Raw genomic sequence first — 24,599 nt, 5'->3', positions numbered from 1 at the left:
CTGCCTGCCTTGTGCGGCCGGGAGCGTCAGGGCTTCGGCGCTCGCAGGATCACCCCGATGTGCGCCGCCGCCGTGGACAGATGGCGGCGCGCTTCACGGAGTTGGTCCGCGGTGACGCCGTGGTCGCGGGCCGCGTCGCGGATGTCGTCCCGGAAGCGGTCGAGCAGGCGGTCCAGATCGCGGGCCGGGTCGCCGGTGTCCTCGTGGGCCCAGGCCGGTACGTACTCGGCGGGGAAGTCCTCCGGGGTGCGGGAGTAGGCGGCGGCCTGGGAGTCCTCCGCGGCGCGGGACTCTTCCGCGGCGCGGGAGTTCTCCTCCGTTCGGGAGTCCTCGGGGTGCGTGGTCGCCGTCGAGCCCGCCTTCGACGTCGGGCCCTTCGTCGTCGGACCCGTCGTGCCGGTGCGGCCGAAGCCGAAGTCCCTGCCGTACTCCCTGCCGAAGTCCGCGAACTCCTTGGCGAGTTCCGTCAGACCCTCGCGGACGCCGGTCGGCCAGTCGCCCCGGGAGAAGTGGTCCTGGACCTGTTCCTGGACCCGGCGGGCGATGCGCTGCACCTCTTCCTGGGCCTGGGTGCTGGCCCGTTCCTGCGCCTCCTTGGCCTGGCGGCGGGCCCGCTGGGCCTCCTCGCGGGCGCGGCGGCTCTCGTCCTTGGCCCGGCGCGCCTGTTCCTTCCACTCCTGCTTGACGCGGCGCATCTCCTCCTTGGCGGCGCGCCACGACTCCGTGTCGCCGTACTCCCCGTGCTCCCCGTGTTCGCCCTGGTCGGTGGAGCCCGGCCCCGCGCTCTGGCGGGCCTCGGTGGCCGCCGCCCGCATCTCGCGTCGCAGATCGCCCGCCGCGCCGCGTACGTCGGCCCGGATCTCGGCGGCCAGCTCGGCGACCGACTCGCGGATCTCCAGTTCCAGGTCGACCAGTTCTCCGCTGCGGTCCGCCAGTTCGGCCCGGCCCGCGTCGGTGATGGCGTAGACCTTGCGGCCGCCTTCGGTGGTGTGGGTGACCAAGCCCTCGGCCTCCAGCTTGGCCAGCCGGGGATAGACCGTGCCCGCCGACGGCGCGTAGAGGCCCTGGAAGCGTTCTTCGAGGAGGCGGATCACCTCGTAGCCGTGGCGCGGCGCTTCGTCCAGCAGCTTCAGCAGGTAGAGACGGAGACGGCCGTGGGCGAAGACGGGAGGCATGTCAGAGCACCTTCTTGTCGGTCGTGCTGTCGGCCGGGTCGCCGCAGGAGCTCTCGCCGCCCGGGCCGGAAACGGCATTGTCCCCCGAGTCGGTGGGCCGAACCGAGCGCGCTTCACCCTCCGGTCCGGCCGCCGCGGCCGGGTCCTGAGCCGGTTCCGCCGCCGCTTTCGCCGTCGGTGCCGGTGCCTGCTTCGGTGCGTGCGTCGCCGTCCTCGTCGCTGTCTTCGTCTCCGGCTCGTCGTGCCCCGCGTCGTCGGCGTCGGTCGCGTCGGTCGCGTCGGTCGCGCCGGCCGCCGGGTCGACCGGCCCGTCTTCCGTCGGGGGCCTCCGCAGCAGGGCGATCGAGCCGGTGACCGTCGTCGCCTTCAGGCTGCCGTTGCCCGCGCCCAGCCGGCCGGTGATGCGCTTGGCGCCCCACTGGCCGCTGACCCGGAGGTCCTCGAAGGCGTTGGAGACCGAGCCGCTCGCGGTGTTCGCCTCCACCCGCGCGTCCGCCGGATGGGGCAGCCGGATGGCGATCTCGCCCGAGACGCTGGTCAGGTCGATGGTCGTGGGGCGGCTCGTCGGATCGAGGTCGACGATCATCGACCCGCTCACGGAGTCGGCCTTCACGGAGGAGCCCGCCTCGACCACGGTCAGGTCGCCGGAGACGGAGTTGAAGTGCAGTTCGCCGGTGAGGGCCTGGGCCTCCACGCTCCCGGAGACGGTGTCCGCGCGCACCGGGCCCGCGAGCCCCACCAGGGTCGTGTCCCCGTTGACCCCCTTCACCTCGGCTCGGCCTTCGATGCCGGAGACCACCGCGGCGGCGCTGACCACGCCCACCTCCACGCGGGTGCCGGCCGGCACGGCCAGCGAGACCACGGCGCTGCGCCGCCAGCCCTTGCGGTCGAGCCACTTGAGGAAGCCCTTCCATGGCAGGTCCTCGTACGCCACCGTCAGGCTCCCGTCGCGATGGCTCACCACCAGGGGTGGTCCCTCGATCCGCGAGACCTCCAGGCGGGCGGGGCCCTCCTCGTCGGTGCCCACGACGTTCACGGTGCCGTCGACGATGCGCACGCGCAGTTCGCTCACGGGCTCGTCGAAAGAGAGCTTCCTCGGCTCGGCGACGGACCACTCGGACATAGTGCGGACCTCCTCGTCGGCGGCGACACGACACGCCATATCGCGTCTTCCGTAAAACACGATATATCGCGGACGTCGAAAGTCAAGGCACCCGTTCCGGTGATCCCCGCGCACGCAAAAGGGGCGCCCCGGGGCGCCCCTCCATGCGAACAGCCGTGACCTGCCCGCGCGTCGTCGTGCTTGTAGTCGTGCTCGTCGTCCTAGTCGTCGTCCTCGTCGTCCAGCCGCGCCAGCCATGTCGCCAGCCGCTCCACCGGCACCTCGAAGTCCGGATTCAGGTCGACGAACGTCCGCAGCTGCTCGGCGAGCCACTCGAAGGTGACCTCCTCCTCGCCGCGCCGCTTCTCGAGTTCCTCGATTCCGCGATCGGTGAAGTACATGGATCGTGCTCCGTGGGTCGGTCGCAGGGATAGGGATCCCCCCTCGGGGGAAGGACCCTGGTTCCTGCGAGGGGAGGAAGAGATCCGCTCTCTGGTGGGAGGGGACAGGAAAAGGATAGGCGCAGGGGGACGGCGTCCCGCGGGTCGCCAGGGCCCCCGCGCGATCGGAGCCCCGCGGCCGGCCTGCGCACCGATGGGCGGGGCCGGGGGCCGGGGACGACGGGGGAGTGCCATGAGTGCTGAGGACGTGACGCGGGTGGCGCGCATCGCGCTGCCGGACGGGACGCCCGTCTGGGCCCGGATCTCGGGGGCGGGGGAGCTGTCCCCGCCGTCCGGGCGGCTGTCCTACAGCGACACCGGGTTCGCCGAGCGGGTGGAGGCGAGCGTGGAGAGCCTGCACGCGCTCGTGACGGGGGTCGCGCGGTCGCTGGCGGAACCGCTGCGCGCGGTGCGGCCCGACGAGGTGAGCGTCGAGTTCGGCATCGAGCTGACCGCCAAGGCCGGGAAGGTCGTGGGTCTGCTCGCCGACGGAGAGGCCAAGGCCGGCATCACGGTCACCCTCACCTGGAACAGCGGGCCACCGGACCTCGACGCACCGCCTCCCGCGCCCCCCGGCGCGGGCTCCCGCGCGCGTGACGGATCGTCGTCCGGCGAGGACGGGGTCCGGCGCGCGGGCGCGTCCCCCGGCGCGCCGATGCACGGGGGCGCCGACGGCACCGTGGGCGGGGGCGCGGAATGACGGGCGGGCACGCCCCGGGCGCATCGAACGCGTTCGATGCGGCCCGTCGTGCACTGCGTGGACTCGTCGTGGCGGCGACCGTGCGCATTCATCGCCCGGTCGTCGGGTATGCCCTGGAGGAGCCCGACACGTTCCTCGGGAGCGGCTTCTTCGTCGCCCCGAACTGGGTTCTGACCTGCGCACACGTGGCTTGCGGCGGGGAGGGGGGCGAGGTCGCGGTGGTGTACGAGACGGCACCGGGGCGGGGCACGGCCACCGCCCCCGGCCGGGTGGTGGCGACCCTTCCCGACCGGGCGGACCTGACCGACCTGGCCGACCTGGCGGACCGGGCGGACCGCGCCGGGCGGCCCCGGCCCACGGGCAACCGGCCCACGGGCAACTGGCCCGCCCCGGACCTCGCCCTCGTCCAGCTGACCGAACCCGTCGACGACCACGAGTGCGTGTACGTCTCCGAGCGTCCGGCGGCCTACTACGGGGAGGGCCGGGTGCTGTACGCCGGCTGGACCGAGAACGAGGGCCGCCTACAGGTCATGGACGGCACGCTCACCGTGCAGGGCACCATCGGCGGCTGGTCCTCGGACGTGCAGATGCGGCTGGGCGACAACGACCTGCCGTACGGCGTCTCGGGCGGTCCGGTGATCGACCCCGAGCGCGGCGAGGTGATCGGCGTGCTGAAGGCGCGCTCGGACCACCGGCCCGGCGGCACGTCCACCGGGATCGAGCAGCTGCGCACCCTGCGGGTCGCCGCCGAGGCGGTGCCGGCCGAGCACAGCGACCTCTACCAGGCGGTCTTCCACGCCCACGACCGCTACCACCGCGACCGGCAGCGTCACCCGGCCTCCCGGCGCCAGACCTGGACCGACGTACAGGGCAGGCTCGGCGCGCGGCCGGGCCGCACCCTCAGCCCGGACGAGCGGATCCAGCTGCTGGGCCGGCTCGCCGAACTCCCGCCGCCCGAGAGCACCCGCGGCCTGCTGGACATCCTCGACTCCCTCCCCGACTTCCAGGCCCTCACCCCGCTGCCCGCGCCACGCGGCTGGCGCGACGGCCTCGGAGCGCTGTACGAGAGCGCGAGTGACGACGGGGCACTGGAACTCGTCCTCGACTACGCGATGCGCGCGATGTCCGCTCCGCGCCCGTTCGTCGTGCCCAGCACCCCGGACGCCGAGAAGGCCCTGTGGGTCTGGGTGTGGCAGGCCGCGCAACGGCTCGGCGCCCGCTACCGGTCCGGTCTCGCCGAGCAGCGGATCGAGCGGCTGCGCCGACGGGACGAGGCGGAGCACGACGCCCCCGACACGGTCTCCGCCGGCCTCCACCCGACGGACGGTCCCGGCGGACGCGGGCAGCACCGGCGTGGTCGGCCCCACGCACGCGCGCGTGCCCGTTCCGTCGGCAGTGTGGCCCGGCCCTCCGCCCTGCTCGAAGTGGTGCGGCGCGGCTGGGAGCCGGACCGCTGCGACTGGTCGGTCTCCGTGGCCGCGCCCGGCGGCGAGGTCGTCCGGCTGCACGAGGCCGAACGCACGTCGCTGGCCGATCTGCCCGCACACCTGGCCGGCCCGCTCGCGGAGGCCTTCCGGCACTGCGACGAGCCCGGCAGGCCCGCGCTCCTCCAGGTGGCGCTGCCGCACGCGCTGCTGGGCCTGGAGGTCGACAACTGGCAACTCGCGCCCGGACAGGAGCCGTTGGGTGCGCTGCGTCCGGTCGTCGTGCGCTGCGCCGACCGCGACCGGCTGCCCGACGAGGCGTTCGGCGCGTACGGCGGGGGCGCGCCGGACGACACGGCCGGCGCCGACGGCGTGGACGGCCTGGACGATCCGGACGACCTGGACGCGGAGCGCCGGGCCCGGTGGCGCTGGCTGCACGCGCACCGCGCCAAGGCCGAAGTCCTGGACTGCGACGAGGGGTTGCGCAAACCCGTACCGACCGTGGAGCAGTTGCGCGCCCTGTCGCACGGCACCGTCCCGGTGCTCTGCCGCTACGGCGACCTTCGTTACGAGGACGACGCGGAGGCGCTCGCCCGGATCGTGCTCGGCGGCTACGGCGTGGCCCTGTGGCGACGGCGGCGCGGCCGGGCCGACGCCGTCTGCGGGGAGTTCCACCGCGGCACGATCGACGGGATCGCCGAGCCGCCCAGTGCGCAGCACCTGCCCGAGGCCGTGCACGAGCTCCGGATGCGGCTGCGCGCGGGCCGCACGGAGTCGTTCTGGGCCGACGGCGTCGCCCTGCTGTACGACGATCCCCACCAGCCGCTGCCCGGCGCCGGAGACCTGCTGGAGGCCCCTTGAACCCACCCGCCCGCGGGGCCGGTCGGCCCCTTACCAGGCACCTCCAGGATGGATAACGTGATGCACGTTCGGACGGCCGCGGCGGTGGACGAGTGACGAGGACCGGATCATGACCGAATCCAGTGAGTGGCTCATCTACCGAGGCGCCGGCGAACCGCACGACGGGATCGAGCGGCTGCCCGATCCACCCCCCTGGCGGGACTTCACCAGCCGGGACGCGGCCGGCTCCGGCGACGGGTCCCAGGACCGCAGGCTCGGCGCGCACCGGCACCTGGCGGAACTGCACCGGCCGGGCGCCGAGGAGCTGGAGATGATCAACGCGGCGCTCTATCTGCGCCGACCCCTGCTCGTCACGGGCAGCCCCGGCGCGGGCAAGAGCACACTCGCCCACTCGGTGGCGTACGAACTCGGCCTCGGCAGTGTGCTGCGCTGGTCGATCGTCAGCCGTTCCGCGCTCCAGGACGGGCTGTACCACTACGACGCGATCGCCCGGCTCCAGGACGTGCAGATCGCCGCGCAGGGCGGGTTCGGGTCGGCGGCGGGCTCGCCGGGCGCGGTCGAGGGCATCGGCAGCTACATCCGGCTGGGACCGCTCGGCACCGCGCTGCTGCCCTCCGACACCCCGCGCGTGCTGCTCATCGACGAGCTGGACAAGAGCGACATCGACCTGCCCAACGACCTGCTGAACGTGCTGGAGGAGGGCGAGTTCGCGATCCCCGAGCTGGAGCGCATCGCCGACCGGCTGCCGGACGGCGAGGCGGAGGTGCTGACCGCCGACGGGGTGAAGGTCCGGGTGCGGGACGGAAGGGTGCGCTGCCGCGCCTTCCCGTTCGTCGTGCTCACCAGCAACGGGGAGCGCGACTTCCCGGCCCCGCTGATGCGCCGTTGCATCCACCTGGAGCTGGGGCGCCCCGACCACAACCGGCTCGCCACCTTCGTCCGCGCGCATCTCGGTGACGAGGCGGCGCGCGCGGGGGACGACCTGATCACGCGGTTCCTGGAGCGGTCGCGCAGCGAACTCCTCGCGGCGGACCAGTTGCTGAACGCGATCTACCTCACCGACGCGGCCGCGCCGCCCAGTCGTGACCGTCTGGCCGACCTGCTCATCCAGCGACTCGACCGCCCGAGGTGAGGGCCTGATGCCCGACGCAGCGGCCCGCCACGGTCCGGTCCCGCCCGACGGCCGCCGTCCCGACACCCCGGGCGGCTCCCTTGCGTCCGGCGGCGCCTCGGCGTCAGCACCGCGCGGCGGTGATCCGCTCGCCGAACTCGTCGCTCGGTTGCGTGACGTCGGGCTCGACCCCGATGTGCCGCAGCTGTGCGACGCGCTCTGGCTGGCGCGCTGGACCCGGCCGGTGGAGACCCCCGACCAGGAGGACCCGCCCGCCGGAACCGGCGGCCGGCCCGCGCCCCGGCCCGACGCCGGACCCGGCCGGGACGGCGACGGACGGCCCCGGGGGGACCGCCTGGAACGGCCGGAGCGGCCGCCGCAGGACGTGGGGGCCGACGGGCGGGTGAGCCTGTACCCGGTCCCGCAGGACGGAGTGGAGCGGACCCGTGGCGCGGGCCGTGCCGCCACGCTGCCGGTGGGCGTGCCCGCTGCCCCCGTGCTGCCCGCCCCGCTCGAACTCCAGCGCGCATTACGGCGGTTGCAGCGCTACCGGAGCCCCGCGCCGCCGCTGCGCATGCGACTCGACGAGACGGCGACGGCGGAGCGCAGCGCCCAGGCGGGCGGCCTGATCCTGCCCGTCCACCGGGCCGTCACCCGGGGCGACGCCCGGCTCCAGCTGGTCCTGGACGCCTCGTCCTCGATGCGTGTCTGGGACCGGCTGTTCGTGGAACTGCAGCAGGTTTTCGGTCAGTTGGGCGCCTTCTCCGACATCCAGGTCAGTCATCTGCACCAGGGACCGGACGGCGAGCCGGCCGTCAGCCGCAGCCCCGACGTCTACGCGGCGCCGCTGCACTCCGCGGACCGGCTCAGCGACCCCACCGGCCGCCGGATCGTCCTGTTCGTCAGTGACTGCGCGGGCCCCCTGTGGCACAGCGGCCACGCGCACCGGCTGCTGCACCACCTCTCCCGGCAGGGCCCGGTCGCCGTGCTCCAGCCGCTGCCGCAGCGCCTGTGGAACCGCACCCGACTGCCCGTGCTGTTCTGTGAGTTGAGCCGCGGCGAGACGCTGGGCGGAGCGGCCGCGCTGCGCGTACGCACCCCGGCGGGCGTCCCGGCGGAGGTTCGCCGGGGAGCGCTGCCGGTGCCGGTGCTGCCGCCCGAGCCGGTGGCCCTGGGCGCCTGGGCCAGGCTGCTGTCCGGGGCCGGCGCCGGGCCCGTCCCGGGGGCCGTGGGCTGGGTGCGCGCGGACCAGCCGGCCGCCCCGGCGGCACGCGCCGAGCGGCGGCGCACGCCGTTCGAACGGGTCAGCAGGTTCAGCTCCAGCGCCTCCCCGGCCGCCGGACGGCTCGCCGTCTATCTGGCCGCCGCACCCCTGTGCCTGCCCGTGATGCAGCTCGTCCAGCGCACGATGCTGCCCGACTCCGGGCCGGCCGAACTCGCCGAGGTGCTGGTCGGCGGCCTGCTCACGCGAGCGTCGGAGGAGTACGCCGACGGCGGCGCCCAGTGGTACCGCATCGAACCCGACGTGCGCGACGCCCTGTTGTCCCGGCTGGGCCGCGACGAGGCCATGCTGGTGCTCAAGCACTGCTCGGAGTACATCGAGCAGCGCTTCGGCAAGGGCGGCCCCAACTTCCCGGCCCTCGCCCTGGCCCAGCTCGGCGACGGCGGCGCGGGCCGCCCGGACGCGCCCACCACCCAGCGCACGGACCACGGCGACCACGGCGACCACGGCGATCACGGTGACCACGGGGACAACGGCGGCAACGGCGAGGAGACCCCCGTGCCGCAGCCCTTCGCCGAGGTCGCGGCCCGGGTGCTGCGGCGGTTCATGCCGCTGCCCGAGCAGTTCGAGAGCCCCGGAAGCCGGACCGGACCGGGACAGCCCGAGGACCGGCCGACGCACCAGGCGGTCCGCAGGGCCCGCGCGCTGATCGAGCGCTTCGACAGCGAGGGCATGATCCAGGACGTCATCGACGCGGTGCAGTTGCTGCGCGGCGCCACCGAGCGCGAGCGGGCGGGCGCGGACCCCGAACTGTGGGCCGAGTACGCGCACTGCACCCTGCGCCTGTGGGAGGTGCAGGGCGGCGACGACCTCCTCCAGGAGGCCGAGGCGGCCGCGGAACGGGCCACCGCGCACCCGCGTCGGCTGCACGAACGGGCCGTGCTGGCCCGGGTGTTGCACGCGGGCGCGACCGACCGCAGGCGGCGCGGCGACCGCACCGGCGCCCTGGACCTGCTGCGCCGCGCCGACCGCGAGTACGCCGTCGCCTGCGCCGCGCCCGGACTCGACGAGAACGAGGCGCTGAAACTCACCCTGGAACGGGTGCGCGCGCTGGACGCACAGTGGCGGCTCGGCGGGGACAGCGCGCTGCTCCAGGGCGCCGTCGGCATGCTGGAGGCCTTCGCCGACGTCTGGCCCGACCGACGCCGACGCCCGCCCGAACTCCCCCTGGAGCACGGCCGGATCCTGCTGCGTCTGTCCGGCGCCACCGCCGACCCCGTCCAGGCCCGCCTCTACGCCGAGCAGGGCGCGCAGTCGCTGCGCAACGCCCTGGACACCGGCGCGGAGCCGTACACCGCCGAGTCGGCACGCGCGCGGGTGCGCATCCTGCTCGACCTGGTCGACGCGCTGCTCCAGGCGGGCGGCCCGCTGGACGACGCCCAGGCACGGGTCGACGAGGCCCTCGGCCTGGTGCGCGAACAGGGCCGGCGCGCGTCCTTGCTGGCGCGGGCCGGCCGGATCGCCGTGGCCCGCTACGCCGAGTCGGGCGAACCCGCGGAGCTGGAGGCGGCCGCGGACCGCTTCGCGCAGGCCGCCCAGCGGATGTCCCGGGACGCGCCCGCGCACGCCGACGTCCTCGCCGAGTGGGGCGAGGCGCTGCTGCGGCTGGCCGGGCTCCAGACCGGGGCACGGGCGCAGGACGTGCTGTCCCGGGCGATCCGCGTGCTGCGGGACTGCCGGATGGAGACCCCGGCGGGCAGCCGTCAGGTCGCCCACCGGCTCCTGCTGCTCGGCCGCGCGCTGATGCTGCGCTACCGGGCCCGCGGCGACCGCGTCGACCTGCGCGAGGCCGAGCACCTGTTCGGCCTCGCGGCGGCGGACGCGGGGGATCCGCTGCTGGCCGCCCGCTGCCGGCTGGACCTCGGCCAGGTCCAGTTCGAGGCCTACCGCAGCCTGCGCCGCCCGGCCCGGCTCGACCTCGCGGTCGACGCCTTCCGGGACGCGGCGGAGGCGGCCCGGGAGGCCGAGGGGGTGGCCGAAACCGGTCGTCGGCGCCATGAGGCCGTCGAGTTGTGCGCGCAGGCGCATCACTGGCGGGGTATGTCCTATGAGGCGGCCGCCCGGCCGCGTGCCGCCCGTGAGGCCTACCGCCTGGCCCGCACGGAGTGGTCGCGGCTGCCGGACGACCACCTGGGCACGGGCGAGCCGACGGCGGAGCAGACGGCGCGGCGGCTGGCCGCACTGGAACGTGCGACATGAGCGGAGCGAGTCGAGAGGGGTGGGCATGGACGCACAGGACGGGTTCGCGGGGGTGACCGTGGCGCCGGTGGCGCTTGAGGCGCCTGAGGCGCCTGAGGCACCGGACGCGGGGGAGCCGCTGCCGGATCTGCTGTCGCTGGGTCTCACGGAGCTGGGGACGATCGAGCATCCCGTGCTGCTGGAGCTGCTGGAAGAGCTGCGGGGCCGCGCGGGACAGACGAGCGAGCCGCTGTGGGGGTTCGCCTCGGCGCTCTGAGGCGACCGCCGTCGGCTCCACCGGCCCACCCGATCCGCGTGACCCGACGAGCCAACCGATCCGCGTCAGCCGATGCGCGTCAGCCGATCGTTCGAAGTCGATTCCGGTTTCTTCTGTGCATGACTCGGACAACTTCGGTCGCGTGGGGTTTGTGACCCGTGCCCGCCCGGGAATGCGCCCCCTGCGGCTCAAGGGCCCAGGCATGGGGGTGCTGAAGTGTCCGAGCAGGCCTTCCGCCAGTTCATCGTGAAGACGCACGGCCGCTGCAACCTCGCCTGCACCTACTGCTACCTCTACGAGGGCCCCGACTCCACCTGGCGCACCCGCCCCGCGGCCGCCGCCGACGAGGTCCTCGACCGCACCGCCACCCGTATCGCCGAACACGCCGGCACCCACGCCCTCACGGACGTCTCGCTCGTCCTGCACGGCGGCGAGCCCCTGCTGGCCGGCGCCGGCAAGCTGGCCCGCTTCACCGCCCTGGTGCGCGACCGCGCCCCGGCCGGCTGCACGGTCCACGCCACCGTCCAGACCAACGCCACCCTGCTCACCGCGCGGCGGCTCGCCGTGCTGGCCGACGCCGGCATCCGGATCGGCGTCAGCCTCGACGGCGGCCTCGCCGCGCACAACGCCCGCCGCGTCGACCACGCGGGACGCCCGTCCTGGCCCGCCGCCGCGCGCGGGGCGCTGCTGGTCGCCGAGCAGGCCCCGCAGGCCTACGCCGGCATCCTCACCGTCGTCGACGTCACGCTGGACCCGGTGGAGACGTACGAGTCCCTCCTCACCCTGCGACCGCCCGGCCTGGACTTCCTGCTGCCGCACGGCAACTGGTCCGCCCCACCGCCCCACTGGGCGGCCGCCCGCCACGGGGAGTGGCTGTGCGCCGTCTTCGACCGCTGGTGGCGGGCCGGCCGGCGGGAGACCCGGGTCCGCCTCTTCGAGGAGTGCGTCGCGCTGCTGCTGGGGCTGCCCTCGGTCACCGAGGCCCTCGGCCTCGCGCCGTTCGACGCGGTCGTGGTGGAGACCGACGGATCGATCGAGCAGGTGGACGCCCTGAAGTCCGCCTACGACGGCGCCGCGCGGACCGGCCTGGACGTCTTCCGGCACACCTTCGACGAGGCGCTGCTGCATCCCGCGGTGGCGGCCCGGCAGGCGGGCGCCGAGGCCCTCGCCGACCAGTGCCGGGCCTGCCCCCTGCTGACCGTCTGCGGAGGCGGTCACTACGCCCACCGCTACCGGGCGGGGCACGGCTTCCGCAACCCCTCCGTGTACTGCGCGGACCTCCAGCGCTTCATCCGCCACGTCGCCGGACGGCTCGCCGCGGACACGGCGGCCGCCGCCGTCCCCGCCGCCCGGGAAGGAGGCGCACCGTGACGAGGCCGACGGTCCCCGACCGGGCCCTCGTGGAACTCGGCCGCACCGAGGGGACCCCCGACACCCTGGCCCTCCTCGTGCGGGACCAGGACACCCGACGGCTGCTCCTGCTGCGCGCCGTGCTCGACGCGGCCGAGGCGGCGGACCCCGCGCTGTGCTCCCCCGGCCGAAAGGCCCGGCTGCGCGAGGACTGGTCCCTGCTCGCCGAGGCCGACCGACCGCAGCGGCCCGACACCGCCCACCCTCCGGAGGACGCGGGGCAGGACCGCCGGGGGATGGCGCAGGCCTCCCTCGGCGCGCCGCACCCCTTACCCGGTACCGCCCATCCGGTCCGGTCCGGTACCGCGCGTCCGGCCCCGTCCGGTACCGCCCATCCGCCCCCTCCGGGCGCCGGGCTCTCGCCCGCCCGGGCCCGGCTCTTCCATCCGCTGACCGGGCCGTGGGCCCTGAGCTGTCTGCACGGACTCGACGGCCGCGCAGGCCCCCCGGACGAGTTGACGTCCCGTCGGCTCCGGCAGGACCTCGCGCACTTCAGCGCGATCGCCGCCGTGGCCGCCGCGCGCGCCGGGATCCCGTTCACCGTCCGGCTGACCGCGTACGCCGGAGTGCTCACCCTGCCGTCCCTCGGCTCGCTGCGCACGGCCACCACGGGTGACGTCCCCGTCCACGTCACCCACCGGGAGGGGTGCCTGACGGTGCGCCGGCCCGACGCGGCGGACGTCGTCGTGCGTCTGGAGAGCGGGATCGGGGCCTGGTCCGGCGCCCTCGCCTGGCCCCCCGTGCACGTCCTGCCCGGACTGCCCTCCGCCCGGGGCCCCATGGCCCTGGACGACGTGGATCCCTACCGGGTCGCGCCCGGCCCCCGGCACCGGACGCTCGGCGGGCCCGCGACCCTCGACGACGGGGACGGCAAACGCTGGCTCCAGGCCTGGTCGGGCACCGAGGCCGCGCTGCGCACCGGCGGCGCGCACCGGGTGACCGAGGCGGTGACGCTGCTGCGCTGCCTGGTCCCGCTGGAGCGGCCGCCCGGCGCCGCGGGACGGGACAGTTGCAGCGCGACCCGGCACGAGGCGTTCGGCGCCCTGCTCTCCAGCACCCCGCAGGACGCCCTGGCCCTGGCCGAGACCCTCGTCCATGAACTGCACCACGCCAAACTGGCCGCTTTGGGCGATCTGGTGACCCTCCATCACGCCGATCCGGAGCCGCGCTACTTCGCCCCCTGGAAGACGGACCCCCGGCCGTACGACGGGCTGCTCCAGGGGATCTACTCGCACCTGGCCCTCGCGGACTACTTCCAGCGCCGCGCGCTGCGCACCGCACCGCCCGACAGCGAGTACGCCTGGTCCCGGCACGCCCGCTACCGCGCCCAGGTCGGAGCGGCCCTGCCGGGACTCGTCGGCTCGCCCGACCTGACCGTCCGGGGACGCCGGTTCGTCGACGAGATGACAGCCACCTACGAGCGCATGGCCGACCTTCCGGCGCCCCGGAACCACACGGCGCGGGCCCAGGCGTACGTGAAGGCCGCGCGCGCTCTGTGGACACAACGTCATGCTCCCGCTTTGCCACGCCCGAAAGAATGAGGATGGCCCGCAAGGAGCCGTCCCGTGCGCGAAGATCGTCGAATCGAGGCACGCGTGGATGAAGTCGGCGGACTTACGCACGACGCGCCGAGGTTCTAGGATTTTGGTACTACGCGCTGGAGGCCGCTGCATGTCTGGAGCTCGTACACCGGTGGGGGCGACCGGGAGAGGGGCCGCGAGGCAGACGGTCACGATCCACTTCGCGGGTTTCAACCGGGCCTGGGCGGCCTGGGTCGGGGACCGGCTCGAACGTCGCGGCCTGCGGGTGGTGTACCTGCGCTGGGACTCCCCGGCGGACGTCCCCCTGGTGGACCTGCTGCGCGACCTGGAACTCGCAGAGGGCCGCATCCTCATCGTCGTCAGCGAGTGGTACTTCCAACTCGGTCCCCGGACGCAGGAGGAGTGGAACACGGCGCTGCGCGAGGTCGTCGCCCCCGACGCGTCCCGGTTCGCCGCCGTCTCCGTCACCTCGGCGTCCGTGCCCTCGGCGACCGCCGTCCTCGCCCCGGTCAACCTGACCAACATGGGCGCCGAGGAGGCCGAGCGCCGGCTGCTCGACCGGCTGGACCTGCCGACCGACCCGCTGCCCGAGCCCGCCGACGCGGCGCGCCGCGGTCCCCGGTTCCCGGCGTCGATGCCCGAGGTCTGGGGCGGGGTGCCCCGCCGAAACACCCGGTTCACCGGCCGTGAGTCGCTGCTCAACGAGGCCTACCACGTGCTGCGGAACGCCGAGCCGGGCGCCGGCGTGGTCACGTTCCACGGCATGTCGGGCGTGGGCAAGACCCAGCTGTCCGCCGAGTACGTCTACCGCTTCGGCTCCGAGTACGACGTCGTCTGGTGGGTCAACGCCGAGAAACGCGTGACCTACCGTCGGCTGCTCGCCGAACTCGCCCCGAAACTGGGGCTCCAGACCGGCCAGGAGTACGGCGAGCGGCTGCGCGCGGTCCGCGACTCGCTGCGCCGCGGCGAACCGTACGGGCGCTGGCTGCTGATCCTCGACGGCGCGGACGAACCCGACCAGATCTGGGACCTGGTGCCGACCGGCCCCGGCCACGTCATCATCACCTCCCGCAACCCCGAATGGACCGAGCACAACAGCAAGCTGCTGGAAGTGCCCGTCTACGCCCGCGACGAGTCGGTGGCGTTCATCCGCCGCCGCGCGCCACGGCTGACGGAGGTGGAGGCCGACCAGCTCGCGGACGCGCTGGAGGACCTGCCGCTGCTGCTGGACCAGACGGCCGGCTGGCTGAACGACTCCGACCTGTCGGTACGCCAGTACATCGCCCTGCTCGACGGCGGCATCGACAGCGACGTGGTGAAGGTGTCGGCGGACTTCCCGCTCGCCTTCCAGACCGCGTGGTCGATACTGCTGAACAAACTCCGCGACACCGTCCCCGAGTCGGTCGACCTGCTGCGGCTGTGCACGTTCTTCGCACCGGGCTTCATCCCCGTCCGCCTGCTGCGCGAGATGTCCAGCGAGGCACTGCCCGAACAGCTCGCCGGACTGCTCAACGACCCGCTGCTGTGGAACAAGGCGATCAACCAGCTCCGCCAGTACTCGGTGGTCCGCCTGGAGTCCCACGAAGCGCTCGGCGACGAGGCGGCGGCCTCCGGCGAGTCGCTCTACCTGCACCGCATGGTCCACCAGATCGTGCACAAGGACATGCCGGACACGGACCGCAAGGAATTCATCGACGTCGTACGCCAGGCCCTCGCCGCGGCCGACCCCCGCCGGCCCACCGACCCCGACCTGTGGCCGGGATACGCCCAGATCGTGCCGCATCTGAAGTACGCGGACGTGCTCCAGACCCAGGACCCGGCCGTCCAGCGGCTGGTCTTCAACTGCCTGCGCTACATGTACTTCTCCGGCGAGTACAACGCCGGCATCAAGCTCGGCGAGCGCGCGATGGAGGCCTGGCGCGAGCTGCTCGGCCCCACCCACCCCAGGATCTGGGAGCTGAGCTACCACTACACCAACCTGCTGCGCGCCGTCGGCGACTACGCCGGGACCGAGGCCCTCAGCCGCGCCGCCTCCGAGCACCTGAAGGCCGAGCGCGGACCCCAGGACCTGGAGCATCTGCGGGCCGCGGCCGGTCTCGCCGCCGACCTGCGCGGCCTCGGCCGCTACGACGAGGCACTGGAACTCTCCCAATGGGTGCTGGTCGGCTACCGCGACCTGCTGGGCGAACAGGACTCGCGGAGTCTCAACTCGCTGAACAACCTGGCGGTCTCCCTCCGGCTGCTCGGGCGCTACCAGGAAGCCCTGGACATCGACCGGCAGACCCTGGAGTCCCGACGGGTGCTGCTGCGGGCCCGTCACCCGTGGACGCTCGGCTCCGAGATCTACTACGCCATCGACCTGCGGCTCCTCGGCCGCTACGCGGAAGCGGAGTCCATCCAGGCGAAGAACGTCCGCGAGAGCCGGCTCGTGATGGGCCGCGACAACCCGCAGACCCTCAGCGCCGAGCACAACCTCGCGCTGTGCCGCTACCGCCTGGGCGATCGTGACCGCGGCCGGGACCGCGGCATCGACTGGGAGGAGCCCGGGGAGATGCTCTCCAGCGTGCTGGAGCGCGGCGAGCGGGTGCTGGGCGAGACGCACCCGCTGACCCTGATCTTCGCGACGGCCCAGAGCTGCTACGCCCGCGAGCACGGCGACATCGACCGGGCCCGCGAACTCAGCGAGGCCGTCGTCGCGCGCTACGAGGTGATGCTCGGCGACGGGCACCCCTTCGTGTCGGGCGCCCGCGCCAACCAGGCGCTGATCCTGCGCAACGTCGGCGAGCGGGAGGCCGGCCACGTCCTCCTGGAGCAGGCGCTGGCGTCGATGACCGAGGCGGTGGGCGAGAACCACGCCTGGACGCTGGGCTGCGCCCTGAACGCCTCGGCCCTGCGCAACATCGTCGGCGACACCGAGAGCGCCGCCGACCTCAGCCGGGACACGGTGACCCGGGCCGTCGAGTCGCTCGGCCGGACCCACCCGCTGACCCTGTCGGCGCGGATCGCGTACGCGGCGGACCTGCGCGGTCTGCGGGACCGGCGGCAGGCGGAGAAGGTCGAGCAGGAGGCTCTCTCGGACCTCGACGCGACGCTCGGCAGCAAGCACCCGCACACCGTCTCGGCCCGCTCCCGCAACCGGCCCTACTGGGACTTCGAACCCCAGGTCATCTGAGCGCCGTCAGGCCGCGACCCAAGGTCGTCCCCGGCGGTCCCGAACCGCCGGGCAACGCCGAAGGGCCCGCCCCCGAAACTCCGGGGGCGGGCCCTTCGCCGTCAGACAGATGCGTCAGACAGGTGCGTCGGACGGATGCGTCAGGCGGGTTCGGCGGCTCAGGCCTCGAACACCTCACGCACCAGCTGCTCCTGCTCCGCCTGGTGCCGCTTGGCGGAGCCGACCGCCGGGGACGAGCCGTGCGGGCGCGAGATGCGCCGCAGGCGCTCGCCGTGCGGCACGTCGGCGCCGACCGCGAGGTCCAGGTGGTCGATCAGGTTCAGGGCGATGAACGGCCAGGCGCCCTGGTTGGCCGGCTCCTCCTGGGTCCAGAGGTACTTCTCGGCGTTGGGGTACTTGTTGACCTCCGCCTGGACCTCGGCACCCGGCAGCGGGTACAGCCGCTCGAGGCGGATGATCGCCGTGTCCGTGACGCCGCGCTTCTGACGCTCGGCCTCCAGGTCGTAGTAGACCTTGCCGGTGCAGAAGACGACCTTCTTCACGGCCGCCGGGTCGGTGATCGTCGAGTCGCCGATGACCGGGCGGAACTGGCCGCTCGTGAACTCCTCCGCCTTCGACGCGGCGGCCTTCAGGCGCAGCATCGACTTCGGGGTGAAGACGACCAGCGGCTTGTGGTGCGGGTTGTGCACCTGCCACCGCAGGAGGTGGAAGTAGTTCGACGGGAGCGTGGGCATCGCGACCGTCATATTGTTCTGCGCGCAGAGCTGGAGGAAGCGCTCGACACGGGCCGAGGAGTGGTCCGGGCCCTGGCCCTCGTAGCCGTGGGGGAGGAGGAGCGTGACACCGCTCGTCTGACCCCACTTCTGCTCGGCCGCCGAGATGTACTCGTCGACCACGGTCTGCGCGCCGTTGACGAAGTCGCCGAACTGCGCCTCCCACATCACGAGCGCGTCGGGGCGGGCCAGCGAGTAGCCGTACTCGAAGCCCATCACCGCGTACTCGGAGAGGAGGGAGTTGTAGACGTTGTAGCGCGCCTGCTCCTCGGCGAGGTACTGGAGCGGGGTGTGCTCCTCGCCCGTCTCGCGGTCGATGAGGACCGCGTGGCGCTGGCCGAAGGTGCCGCGCTGCGAGTCCTGGCCCGACAGCCGGACCGGGGTGCCCTCCAGGAGGAGGGAGCCGACCGCGAGGGTCTCGCCCATGCCCCAGTCGATCGTGCCGTCCTCGACCATCGACGCCCGGCGCTGCAGCTGCGGCAGCAGACGCGGGTGGACGTGGAAGTAGTCCGGGATGTTGACCTGGGACTCGGCGATGCGCTTGACGACCTCCGCGGAGACGGCGGTGTTCACCGCTACGGGGAAGTTGTCCTGCGGCTCGTGGGCGTCACCGGCGGCGGGCTGCGCGGTGGCCTCGCGGACCTCCGTGAAGACCTTCTCCAGCTGGCCCTGGTAGTCCTGGAGCGCCTGCTCGGCCTCTTCCAGGGTGATGTCGCCGCGACCGATGAGGGACTCGGTGTACAGCTTGCGCACCGAGCGCTTCTTGTCGATCAGGTCGTACATCAGCGGCTGGGTGAAGGCCGGGTTGTCCGACTCGTTGTGACCGCGACGGCGGTAGCAGATGAGGTCGATCACCACGTCCTTGTTGAACGCCTGGCGGAACTCGAAGGCCAGCCGCGCGACGCGGACCACGGCCTCCGGGTCGTCGCCGTTCACGTGGAAGATCGGGGCCTCGATCATGCGCGCCACGTCCGTGGCGTACATCGAGGAGCGCGAGGACTCCGGGGCGGCGGTGAAGCCGACCTGGTTGTTGATGACGATGTGGACCGTGCCGCCCGTGCGGTAACCGCGCAGCTGCGACATGTTCAGGGTCTCGGCCACCACGCCCTGGCCCGCGAAGGCCGCGTCGCCGTGCAGGGCGACGGGCAGGACGGTGAAGTCCGTGCCGCCCTTGTTGATGATGTCCTGCTTGGCGCGGCTGATGCCCTCGATGATCGGGTCGACCGTCTCCAGGTGGGACGGGTTCGCGGCCAGCGAGACCTTGATCTGCTCGCCGTCCAGGCCCGTGAAGGTCCCCTCGGCGCCCAGGTGGTACTTCACGTCGCCGGAGCCGTGCATCGACTTCGGGTCGAGGTTGCCCTCGAACTCGCGGAAGATCTGCGCGTACGACTTGCCGACGATGTTCGCGAGGACGTTCAGGCGGCCGCGGTGGGCCATGCCGATGACGACCTCGTCCAGCCGCGACTCGGCCGCGCTGTCCAGCACCGCGTCCAGCAGCGGGATGACGGACTCGCCGCCCTCCAGGGAGAACCGCTTCTGGCCGACGTACTTCGTCTGCAGGAAGGTCTCGAAGGCCTCCGCCGCGTTCAGCCGGCGCAGGATGCGCAGCTGCTCCTCGCGCTCCGGCTTGCTGTGCGCGCGCTCGATGCGGTCCTGGATCCAGCGGCGCTGCTTCGGGTCCTGGATGTGCATGAACTCGACGCCGGTGGTGCGGCAGTACGAGTCGCGCAGCACGCCCAGGATGTCGCGCAGCTTCATCAGGGACTTGCCCGCGAAGCCGCCGACCGCGAACTCGCGCTCCAGGTCCCACAGGGTGAGGCCGTGCTCGGTGATGTCCAGGTCGGGGTGCTTGCGCTGGCGGTACTCCAGCGGGTCGGTGTCGGCCATGACGTGGCCGCGGACCCGGTAGGAGTGGATCAGCTCGAAGACCCGCGCGGCCTTGGTGACGTCGTCGTCGTGGCTGGCGTCGATGTCCTTGAGCCAGCGGACCGGCTCGTAGGGGATGCGCAGCGCCTCGAAGATCTCGTCGTAGAAGCCGTTCTCGCCGAGGAGGGAGTTGGCGACGACGCGCAGGAACTCGCCGGAGGCGGCGCCCTGGATGACCCGGTGGTCGTAGGTCGACGTGAGCGTCATGACCTTCGCGATGCCGAGCTTGTTCAGGGTGTCCTGGCTGGTGCCCTGGAACTCCGCCGGGTAGTCCATCGAGCCGACGCCCATGATGACCGACTGGCCGGGCATCAGACGCGGCACCGAGTGGACGGTGCCGAGGCCGCCGGGGTTGGTCAGGGAGACCGTGACACCGGTGAAGTCGTCCATCGTCAGCTTGCCGTCACGGGCGCGGCGGACGATGTCCTCGTAGGCCTGCCAGAACTCGAAGAAGTTCAGCGTCTCGGCCTTCTTGATGCCGGCGACGACGAGCTGGCGGTCGCCGTTGGGCTTCACCAGGTCGATGGCCAGGCCGAAGTTGACGTGCGGCGGCTTGACGAGGGTGGGCTTCCCGTCCTTCTCCGCGTAGTGCCAGTTCATCGACGGCATGGCCTTGATGGCCTGCACCATCGCGTAGCCGATGAGGTGGGTGAAGGAGATCTTCCCGCCCCGGGCGCGCTTCAGGTGGTTGTTGATGACGATGCGGTTGTCGAACAGCAGCTTCACCGGGACCGCGCGCACGGACGTGGCCGTGGGCAGCTCCAGCGAGGCGTTCATGTTCTTGGCGACCGCGGCGGACGGACCGCGCAGCGTCACGAACTCAGGACCCTGCGCCGGCGCGGCCGAGGCGGCGGGCGCGGACTTCGCCGCGGCCGGCTTGGCGGCCGGGGCCGCCTTCACCGGGGCCGGAGCAGCGGCCGCGGGCTGCGGGGCCGGCGCGGGGGTCGGCGCAGCGGGAGCCGGAGCGGCCGGGGCCGGGGCCGGGGCGGCAGGAGCCGCCTGGGCCGGAGCGGCCGGTGCGGCGGGCGCTGGGGGCGTGGTGGTCGCTGCGGCCCCCGCGGCCGCAGTACCCGCCGGAGCCGAGGCGGTGGGGGCCCCCGGCTTGTAGTCGGCGAAGAAGTCCCACCAGGCACGGTCTACCGAGTTCGGGTCCTGGAGGTACTGCTGATAGATCTCGTCGACGAGCCACTCGTTCGGCCCGAACGCGGCAGCGGGATTCTTGCCCGCTTGGTCTGCGTCGGTCGAGATGCTCGATGCGTTACTGGGGGACTGTGGCGACACGGCGGCAACCGCCCTCTTCCGCTTCACAAGGTGATGGACAGCGGGAATAAAGGCTACGCCCCCTTGAGGGGGAGAGTCAGGCCGGGCAGGTGCATCGTCGCGTAAGTCACATCGGAAAGAGCGTTTCGCGGCTGTAAATGGCGGGAAACAAGCGCGGTTGCGCATCAAAAGGGGTGCGTTGATGCAGGTCGCGCACGCTGAGCGTGCGGACCCGTGCCGACCTGGGACGGTCCGCTGCCTGATCACACGTGTCCGACTGCGCGAACGTCGGTGGATCTTGTGGCTCCGGTTCGAACTTTACGTCAACTTGAGACGGAAGACTCTCCCGGAAGGGTGACAAGAATCCGACAGCCCCGCTCGGATTCGGCCACTCCGATCCGGCCGCCGTGAAGATCGACCGCCCAGCGGGCGATCGCCAGCCCCAGCCCCGTACCGCCGTCGCTGCCCGGCCCGTGCGGCCGGCGGACGGCTCCCCGGTTGAAGCGCTCGAACACGCGGCGCCACTCCGAGCGCGGAATTCCGGGCCCTTCGTCCAGTACTTCGATCTGCAGCGACTCCGGCAGCGACCCGCGCCGCGCCTTCACCGTCACCCGTCCGTGCGGCGGGCTGTGCTTGACGGCGTTGTCGATCAGGTTCGCGACGACCTGGTGGATCCGCTCCGGGTCCGCGTGCGCGGTCAGCTCCGGCGGGGACACGTCCAGGTGCAGATGGACGTCGGTGCGCGTGTGGTTGCCGCCCGAGCCCATCGTGGCGCGCGCCGAGGCGACCATGTTGGCCTCCTTCAGCACCCCGGACAGGTAGGGCCACACCTCGAAGCGCCGCTTGCGCAGCGGGACGACGCCGTTGTCGAGGCGGGACAGGTCCAGCAGCGTCTCCACCAGCCGCCCGAGCCGCTCCGTCTGCTTCAGGGCGGTGCGCATCGTCTCGGTGTCCGCCTCGGCGATGCCGTCGACGACGTTCTCCAGGACGGCGCGCAGACCGGCGATGGGCGTGCGCAGCTCGTGCGAGACGTTGGCCACCAGCTCCTTGCGCTGCCGGTCCTGCGCCTCCAGCTCGTCCGCCATGACGTTGATCGTCTGGGCCAGGTCGCCCAGCTCGTCGCGGCGGTTCTCGCTCACCCGGCGGGTGTAGTCGCCGTGCGAGATGGACCGGGCCACCGTGTTCATCTCGTCCAGCGGCGCGGTGAGCGAATGCGCCACGAACTGCGTAATCAGCAGTGTGGCGATCATCGAGAAGACCGTGATGAAGCGGAGCTCCGTCTTGGTGTGCACCGCGATCACCGACAGTCCGGTGGTGATCAGCACCGAGACGACGACCAGCGCACCCAGCTTGGTCTTGATCGAGAACGGCCGTACGCGGCCCCAGGGCTCCCCGGGGCTTCTCGGTCCGTCCGGCCCGGAGGTCATGGCGTCGGGGTCTCCAGTGCGTAGCCGACACCGTGCACCGTGCGGATCCGCTCGGCGCCGATCTTCCGCCGCAGCGCCTTGATGTGGCTGTCGACGGTACGGGTGCCGGAGGCGTCCGCCCAGTCCCAGACCTCCGCGAGGAGCTGCTCGCGGGAGAGCACCGCGCGCGGGGTGTTCGCCAGGCAGACCAGCAGGTCGAACTCGGTGGGCGTGAGGTGCACGTCCTCCGAGCGGACCCGCACCCGGCGCTGCGCGTGGTCGATCTCCAGTTCGCCGAGCCGCAGGATCCCGCTGCGCGGAGTCGTCGCCGCGATCGCGGCCCGCTCCACCCGGCGCAGCAGCACGTGCACGCGTGCCGCCAGCTCCCGCATCGAGAACGGCTTGGTCATGTAGTCGTCGGCGCCCACGCCGAGCCCGACCAGCATGTCGGTCTCGTCGTCGCGCGCGGTGAGCATCATCACCGGCACCGGACGGGAGGCCTGCACACGACGGCAGACCTCCAGGCCGTCGAAGCCGGGCAGCATGATGTCGAGGATCAGCAGATCGGGCTGCCAGGCCTCGGCGGTGTCGACGGCCGCCGGGCCGTCACCCGCCGTTTGCACGAGGAATCCCTCGGCGCGCAGGCGGGCCGCGATGGCGTCGACGATCGTCGGGTCGTCCTCGACCACCAGGACGCGCCGCTGCGCGCCCGGCGTCGCCGTCGCCGTGTTGTTGTGTGCGGTGTGTGTCTGCTCCATCGCCCGCCCCTGAGTGTGCTTTCCGGAACCAGTGGGGTGATCCCTTGTCTGCGCATGACTGCGGTTGACGCGTAAATGATCGGCGTCAGGGGTGCAGCGTACGGGGAGTCACCACGGCTTTGCTATCCAGGTCGGACGCCGAGGTGCACGACGTCCGGCACGCCTCGGGCAACCGGGATCTCTTCGGTACGCACCTGTTGGAACCCGGCATTCCCCATGGTTCCCTCGAATTCCGGAGAGGGCTGGGCGGACCACACGGCCAGCACCCCACCGGGTCTCAACACCCGGGCGCAGCTTGCGAGTCCGGCCGTGGAATAGAGGCTGTCGTTGCCCTCGGTGACGGTCCAGTCGGGCCCGTTGTCGATGTCGAGACATACCGCGTCGAACGTGTCGCATGTCTCATTGACGTAGTCGAGCAGATCCGCTGCGACGATCTTCGACCGGGGGTCGGCGAGCGCGTCCCCGGAGAGCGCGGCCAGTGGGCCGTCGAGATGCCAGTCGATGACGGCGCGCTCGCGCTCCACGACCGTGACGGTGCCCCAGTGCGGATCGGCGACGGCGTGCGCGAGGGAGAAGCCGACGCCGAGGCCGCCGATCAGCAGGTCTGGCGAGCGGCGGCCGTTCAGCGCGGCGAGCGCGGCGTCGACCAGGAGGCGTTCCGAGCGGCCGTCCGAGGTGTCCATCAGGAAGCAGCCGTTGGCGATGATCTGGAGCAACTCCCCGTGCCGGCGCAGGACGACCTCACCGTAGGGGCCCTCGCGACGGTCCAGCACTTCGGGCGCGTCGGGGATGTCGTACGGGATGGGCATCGGCCCATCCTGGCACTTCCCTGACGATTTGTTGAGGGATTTCCGTGAGCGGCGGATGAGGTTGACGTACATCGGTTCGGAACGGCCTCGGCGCGGTTTCGGAGGGGCTGCGGGGCGCGTGGGGACAGGCCGGGAGAAGTCTCGGAGCTTGCTGTGAATCGGCCCGGTCGTGGCGTCGGTCACAGACAGCGGACCGGCGCGACACGAAGGGTGGGGTGAAACGGAAGGAGCGCCGCACGGTGGAACGCACGGCCGCACCCACGAGCCCGCCGCCGCCCGACGTCCGCGGGCTGCTGGACGGCATCCCGGGCCAGCGCGTCCCACCCCGCGCCGACCCGCCCGCCGACCAGCCCGCCGGGCCGGGCCCCCGCCGCCGGTACCGGATCCCCGCCCCCTTCACCCTCGCGTACGCGGCCGTCCTCGCCGTCACCTCCTTCGTCACCGCGCACGCCGGACCCGCCCTCGTGCACGCCCTGCACCAGGGCTCCAGCACCGATGTCGCGCATCTGGTGCGAACCCCCGTGCTGGTGCTGGTGGCCAGCGCGCTGTGGGTGGCGGGCGGCTTCGCCTCCCCGTTCACGCTCGGCTTCCTGGCCGTCCTCACGACGCTGGAGCGGCGCATAGGCGGCGTCCGTACGGCAGTCGTCTTCCTGCTCGGGCATGTGCTGGCCACCCTCGCGACCGAGGTGCCGGTGGGCCTGGCCGTGCTCGTGGGCCGGCTGCCCGACAGTTCGCTGCACCGCCTCGACTACGGCATCAGCTTCGGCGTCGCCGCGAGTGTCGGCGCCCTGGCCGGTCTGCTCGGGCCGTGGCTGCGCTGGCCGCTGCTCGTCGCCTTCGGCGGGATGCTGCTCCAGGACCTGATCGCCTTCACCGACCCGATGACGAACTGGGGACACCTGATCGCGCTGGCGATAGGCGTCGGCACCTGGCCGTGGCTCCGGCGGCTGCCGTCGGTCCGACCGCTCCCCGGCCGCTGAGCGTCTCCCGGCCG

At 72.9% G+C, this 24,599-nt stretch carries 16 protein-coding genes; 9 read left to right on the top strand and 7 right to left on the bottom strand.

The genetic code is table 11. The features are described from left to right. Positions 1 to 26: 26 nt before the first annotated feature. From ACIRPU_RS26415 to ACIRPU_RS26405, 3 genes are all read right to left on the bottom strand, one after another. Complete coding sequence (locus tag ACIRPU_RS26415; protein WP_403871602.1) at positions 27 to 1,175, bottom strand: helix-turn-helix transcriptional regulator; 1,149 nt, start codon at positions 1,173 to 1,175, stop codon at positions 27 to 29. 1 nt (position 1,176) lies between these two features. After that, on the bottom strand, positions 1,177 to 2,298 hold the full coding sequence (locus tag ACIRPU_RS26410; protein WP_403871600.1) for a DUF4097 family beta strand repeat-containing protein: 1,122 nt from the start codon (positions 2,296 to 2,298) through the stop codon (positions 1,177 to 1,179). Positions 2,299 to 2,498: 200 nt separating this feature from the next. Then, positions 2,499 to 2,678 carry a DUF6104 family protein gene (locus tag ACIRPU_RS26405; RefSeq protein WP_030049542.1) on the bottom strand — a complete coding sequence of 60 codons (180 nt, stop codon included), beginning with the start codon at positions 2,676 to 2,678 and terminating at the stop codon, positions 2,499 to 2,501. A gap of 232 nt (positions 2,679 to 2,910) precedes the next feature. Here ACIRPU_RS26405 and ACIRPU_RS26400 point away from each other — a divergent pair, with 232 nt between their 5' ends. From ACIRPU_RS26400 to fxsT, 8 genes are all read left to right on the top strand, one after another. Then, the gene (locus ACIRPU_RS26400; RefSeq protein ID WP_403871598.1) at positions 2,911 to 3,417 is read left to right on the top strand and encodes a CU044_2847 family protein; all 507 of its coding nucleotides are present in this window, start codon (positions 2,911 to 2,913) and stop codon (positions 3,415 to 3,417) included. Next, on the top strand, positions 3,414 to 5,702 hold the full coding sequence (locus ACIRPU_RS26395) for a trypsin-like peptidase domain-containing protein (protein ID WP_403871596.1): 2,289 nt from the start codon (positions 3,414 to 3,416) through the stop codon (positions 5,700 to 5,702). The genes ACIRPU_RS26400 and ACIRPU_RS26395 overlap by 4 nt, the downstream gene beginning before the upstream one ends. A 109-nt stretch (positions 5,703 to 5,811) precedes the next feature. Next, complete coding sequence (locus ACIRPU_RS26390; RefSeq protein WP_319278598.1) at positions 5,812 to 6,834, top strand: MoxR family ATPase; 1,023 nt, start codon at positions 5,812 to 5,814, stop codon at positions 6,832 to 6,834. 7 nt (positions 6,835 to 6,841) lie between these two features. Beyond that, a complete protein-coding gene (locus ACIRPU_RS26385) occupies positions 6,842 to 10,294 on the top strand; it encodes an SAV_2336 N-terminal domain-related protein (RefSeq protein ID WP_403871594.1) in 3,453 nt (1,150 codons plus the stop codon). 25 nt (positions 10,295 to 10,319) lie between these two features. Beyond that, a complete protein-coding gene (locus tag ACIRPU_RS26380) occupies positions 10,320 to 10,550 on the top strand; it encodes an FXSXX-COOH protein (protein ID WP_403871592.1) in 231 nt (76 codons plus the stop codon). Between the two features lie 216 nt (positions 10,551 to 10,766). Further along, positions 10,767 to 11,921, top strand: coding sequence for an FxsB family cyclophane-forming radical SAM/SPASM peptide maturase (locus ACIRPU_RS26375; protein ID WP_403871590.1), 1,155 nt, complete (start codon positions 10,767 to 10,769; stop codon positions 11,919 to 11,921). Next, on the top strand, positions 11,918 to 13,501 hold the full coding sequence (locus ACIRPU_RS26370) for an aKG-HExxH-type peptide beta-hydroxylase (RefSeq protein ID WP_403871588.1): 1,584 nt from the start codon (positions 11,918 to 11,920) through the stop codon (positions 13,499 to 13,501). Before ACIRPU_RS26375 ends, ACIRPU_RS26370 begins: the two co-directional genes overlap by 4 nt. A 130-nt stretch (positions 13,502 to 13,631) precedes the next feature. Then, positions 13,632 to 16,673, top strand: coding sequence for an FxSxx-COOH system tetratricopeptide repeat protein (fxsT, locus tag ACIRPU_RS26365; protein WP_403871586.1), 3,042 nt, complete (start codon positions 13,632 to 13,634; stop codon positions 16,671 to 16,673). Between the two features lie 158 nt (positions 16,674 to 16,831). Here fxsT and ACIRPU_RS26360 read toward each other — a convergent pair whose 3' ends face one another. From ACIRPU_RS26360 to ACIRPU_RS26345, 4 genes are all read right to left on the bottom strand, one after another. After that, complete coding sequence (locus ACIRPU_RS26360) at positions 16,832 to 20,653, bottom strand: multifunctional oxoglutarate decarboxylase/oxoglutarate dehydrogenase thiamine pyrophosphate-binding subunit/dihydrolipoyllysine-residue succinyltransferase subunit (protein WP_403871584.1); 3,822 nt, start codon at positions 20,651 to 20,653, stop codon at positions 16,832 to 16,834. Positions 20,654 to 20,955: 302 nt separating this feature from the next. Further along, positions 20,956 to 22,059, bottom strand: coding sequence for an ATP-binding protein (locus ACIRPU_RS26355; protein WP_355704058.1), 1,104 nt, complete (start codon positions 22,057 to 22,059; stop codon positions 20,956 to 20,958). Then, entirely contained in the window at positions 22,056 to 22,796 is a 741-nt protein-coding gene (locus tag ACIRPU_RS26350; RefSeq protein WP_384125076.1) for a response regulator transcription factor, read from the bottom strand. The genes ACIRPU_RS26355 and ACIRPU_RS26350 overlap by 4 nt, the downstream gene beginning before the upstream one ends. A 122-nt stretch (positions 22,797 to 22,918) precedes the next feature. Continuing rightward, on the bottom strand, positions 22,919 to 23,605 hold the full coding sequence (locus tag ACIRPU_RS26345; protein ID WP_403871581.1) for a spermidine synthase: 687 nt from the start codon (positions 23,603 to 23,605) through the stop codon (positions 22,919 to 22,921). A gap of 239 nt (positions 23,606 to 23,844) precedes the next feature. On the opposite strand from ACIRPU_RS26345, the gene ACIRPU_RS26340 reads away from it, so the two are divergent. Then, a complete protein-coding gene (locus ACIRPU_RS26340) occupies positions 23,845 to 24,585 on the top strand; it encodes a rhomboid-like protein (RefSeq protein ID WP_403871579.1) in 741 nt (246 codons plus the stop codon). The last annotated feature ends 14 nt before the right edge of the window (positions 24,586 to 24,599 follow it).

The organism is Streptomyces sp. NPDC102259, from assembly GCF_044766465.1.
In the GTDB taxonomy this organism is placed as follows: domain Bacteria; phylum Actinomycetota; class Actinomycetes; order Streptomycetales; family Streptomycetaceae; genus Streptomyces.
The sequence above is the reverse complement of the archived record's forward strand: the minus strand, read 5'-3'. Positions and strand labels throughout refer to the sequence as shown.

Excerpts from the sequence above, each read along its gene's own strand:
- ACIRPU_RS26395 (WP_403871596.1), top strand. The coding sequence starts at position 3,414 with ATGACGGGCGGGCACGCCCCGGGCGCATCGAACGCGTTCGATGCGGCC.
- ACIRPU_RS26415 (WP_403871602.1), bottom strand. The coding sequence starts at position 1,175 with ATGCCTCCCGTCTTCGCCCACGGCCGTCTCCGTCTCTACCTGCTGAAG.
- ACIRPU_RS26400 (WP_403871598.1), top strand. The coding sequence starts at position 2,911 with ATGAGTGCTGAGGACGTGACGCGGGTGGCGCGCATCGCGCTGCCGGAC.
- ACIRPU_RS26390 (WP_319278598.1), top strand. The coding sequence starts at position 5,812 with ATGACCGAATCCAGTGAGTGGCTCATCTACCGAGGCGCCGGCGAACCG.
- ACIRPU_RS26345 (WP_403871581.1), bottom strand. The coding sequence starts at position 23,605 with ATGCCCATCCCGTACGACATCCCCGACGCGCCCGAAGTGCTGGACCGT.
- fxsT (WP_403871586.1), top strand. The coding sequence starts at position 13,632 with ATGTCTGGAGCTCGTACACCGGTGGGGGCGACCGGGAGAGGGGCCGCG.
- ACIRPU_RS26410 (WP_403871600.1), bottom strand. The coding sequence starts at position 2,298 with ATGTCCGAGTGGTCCGTCGCCGAGCCGAGGAAGCTCTCTTTCGACGAG.
- ACIRPU_RS26380 (WP_403871592.1), top strand. The coding sequence starts at position 10,320 with ATGGACGCACAGGACGGGTTCGCGGGGGTGACCGTGGCGCCGGTGGCG.
- ACIRPU_RS26385 (WP_403871594.1), top strand. The coding sequence starts at position 6,842 with ATGCCCGACGCAGCGGCCCGCCACGGTCCGGTCCCGCCCGACGGCCGC.
- ACIRPU_RS26355 (WP_355704058.1), bottom strand. The coding sequence starts at position 22,059 with ATGACCTCCGGGCCGGACGGACCGAGAAGCCCCGGGGAGCCCTGGGGC.
- ACIRPU_RS26350 (WP_384125076.1), bottom strand. The coding sequence starts at position 22,796 with ATGGAGCAGACACACACCGCACACAACAACACGGCGACGGCGACGCCG.
- ACIRPU_RS26405 (WP_030049542.1), bottom strand. The coding sequence starts at position 2,678 with ATGTACTTCACCGATCGCGGAATCGAGGAACTCGAGAAGCGGCGCGGC.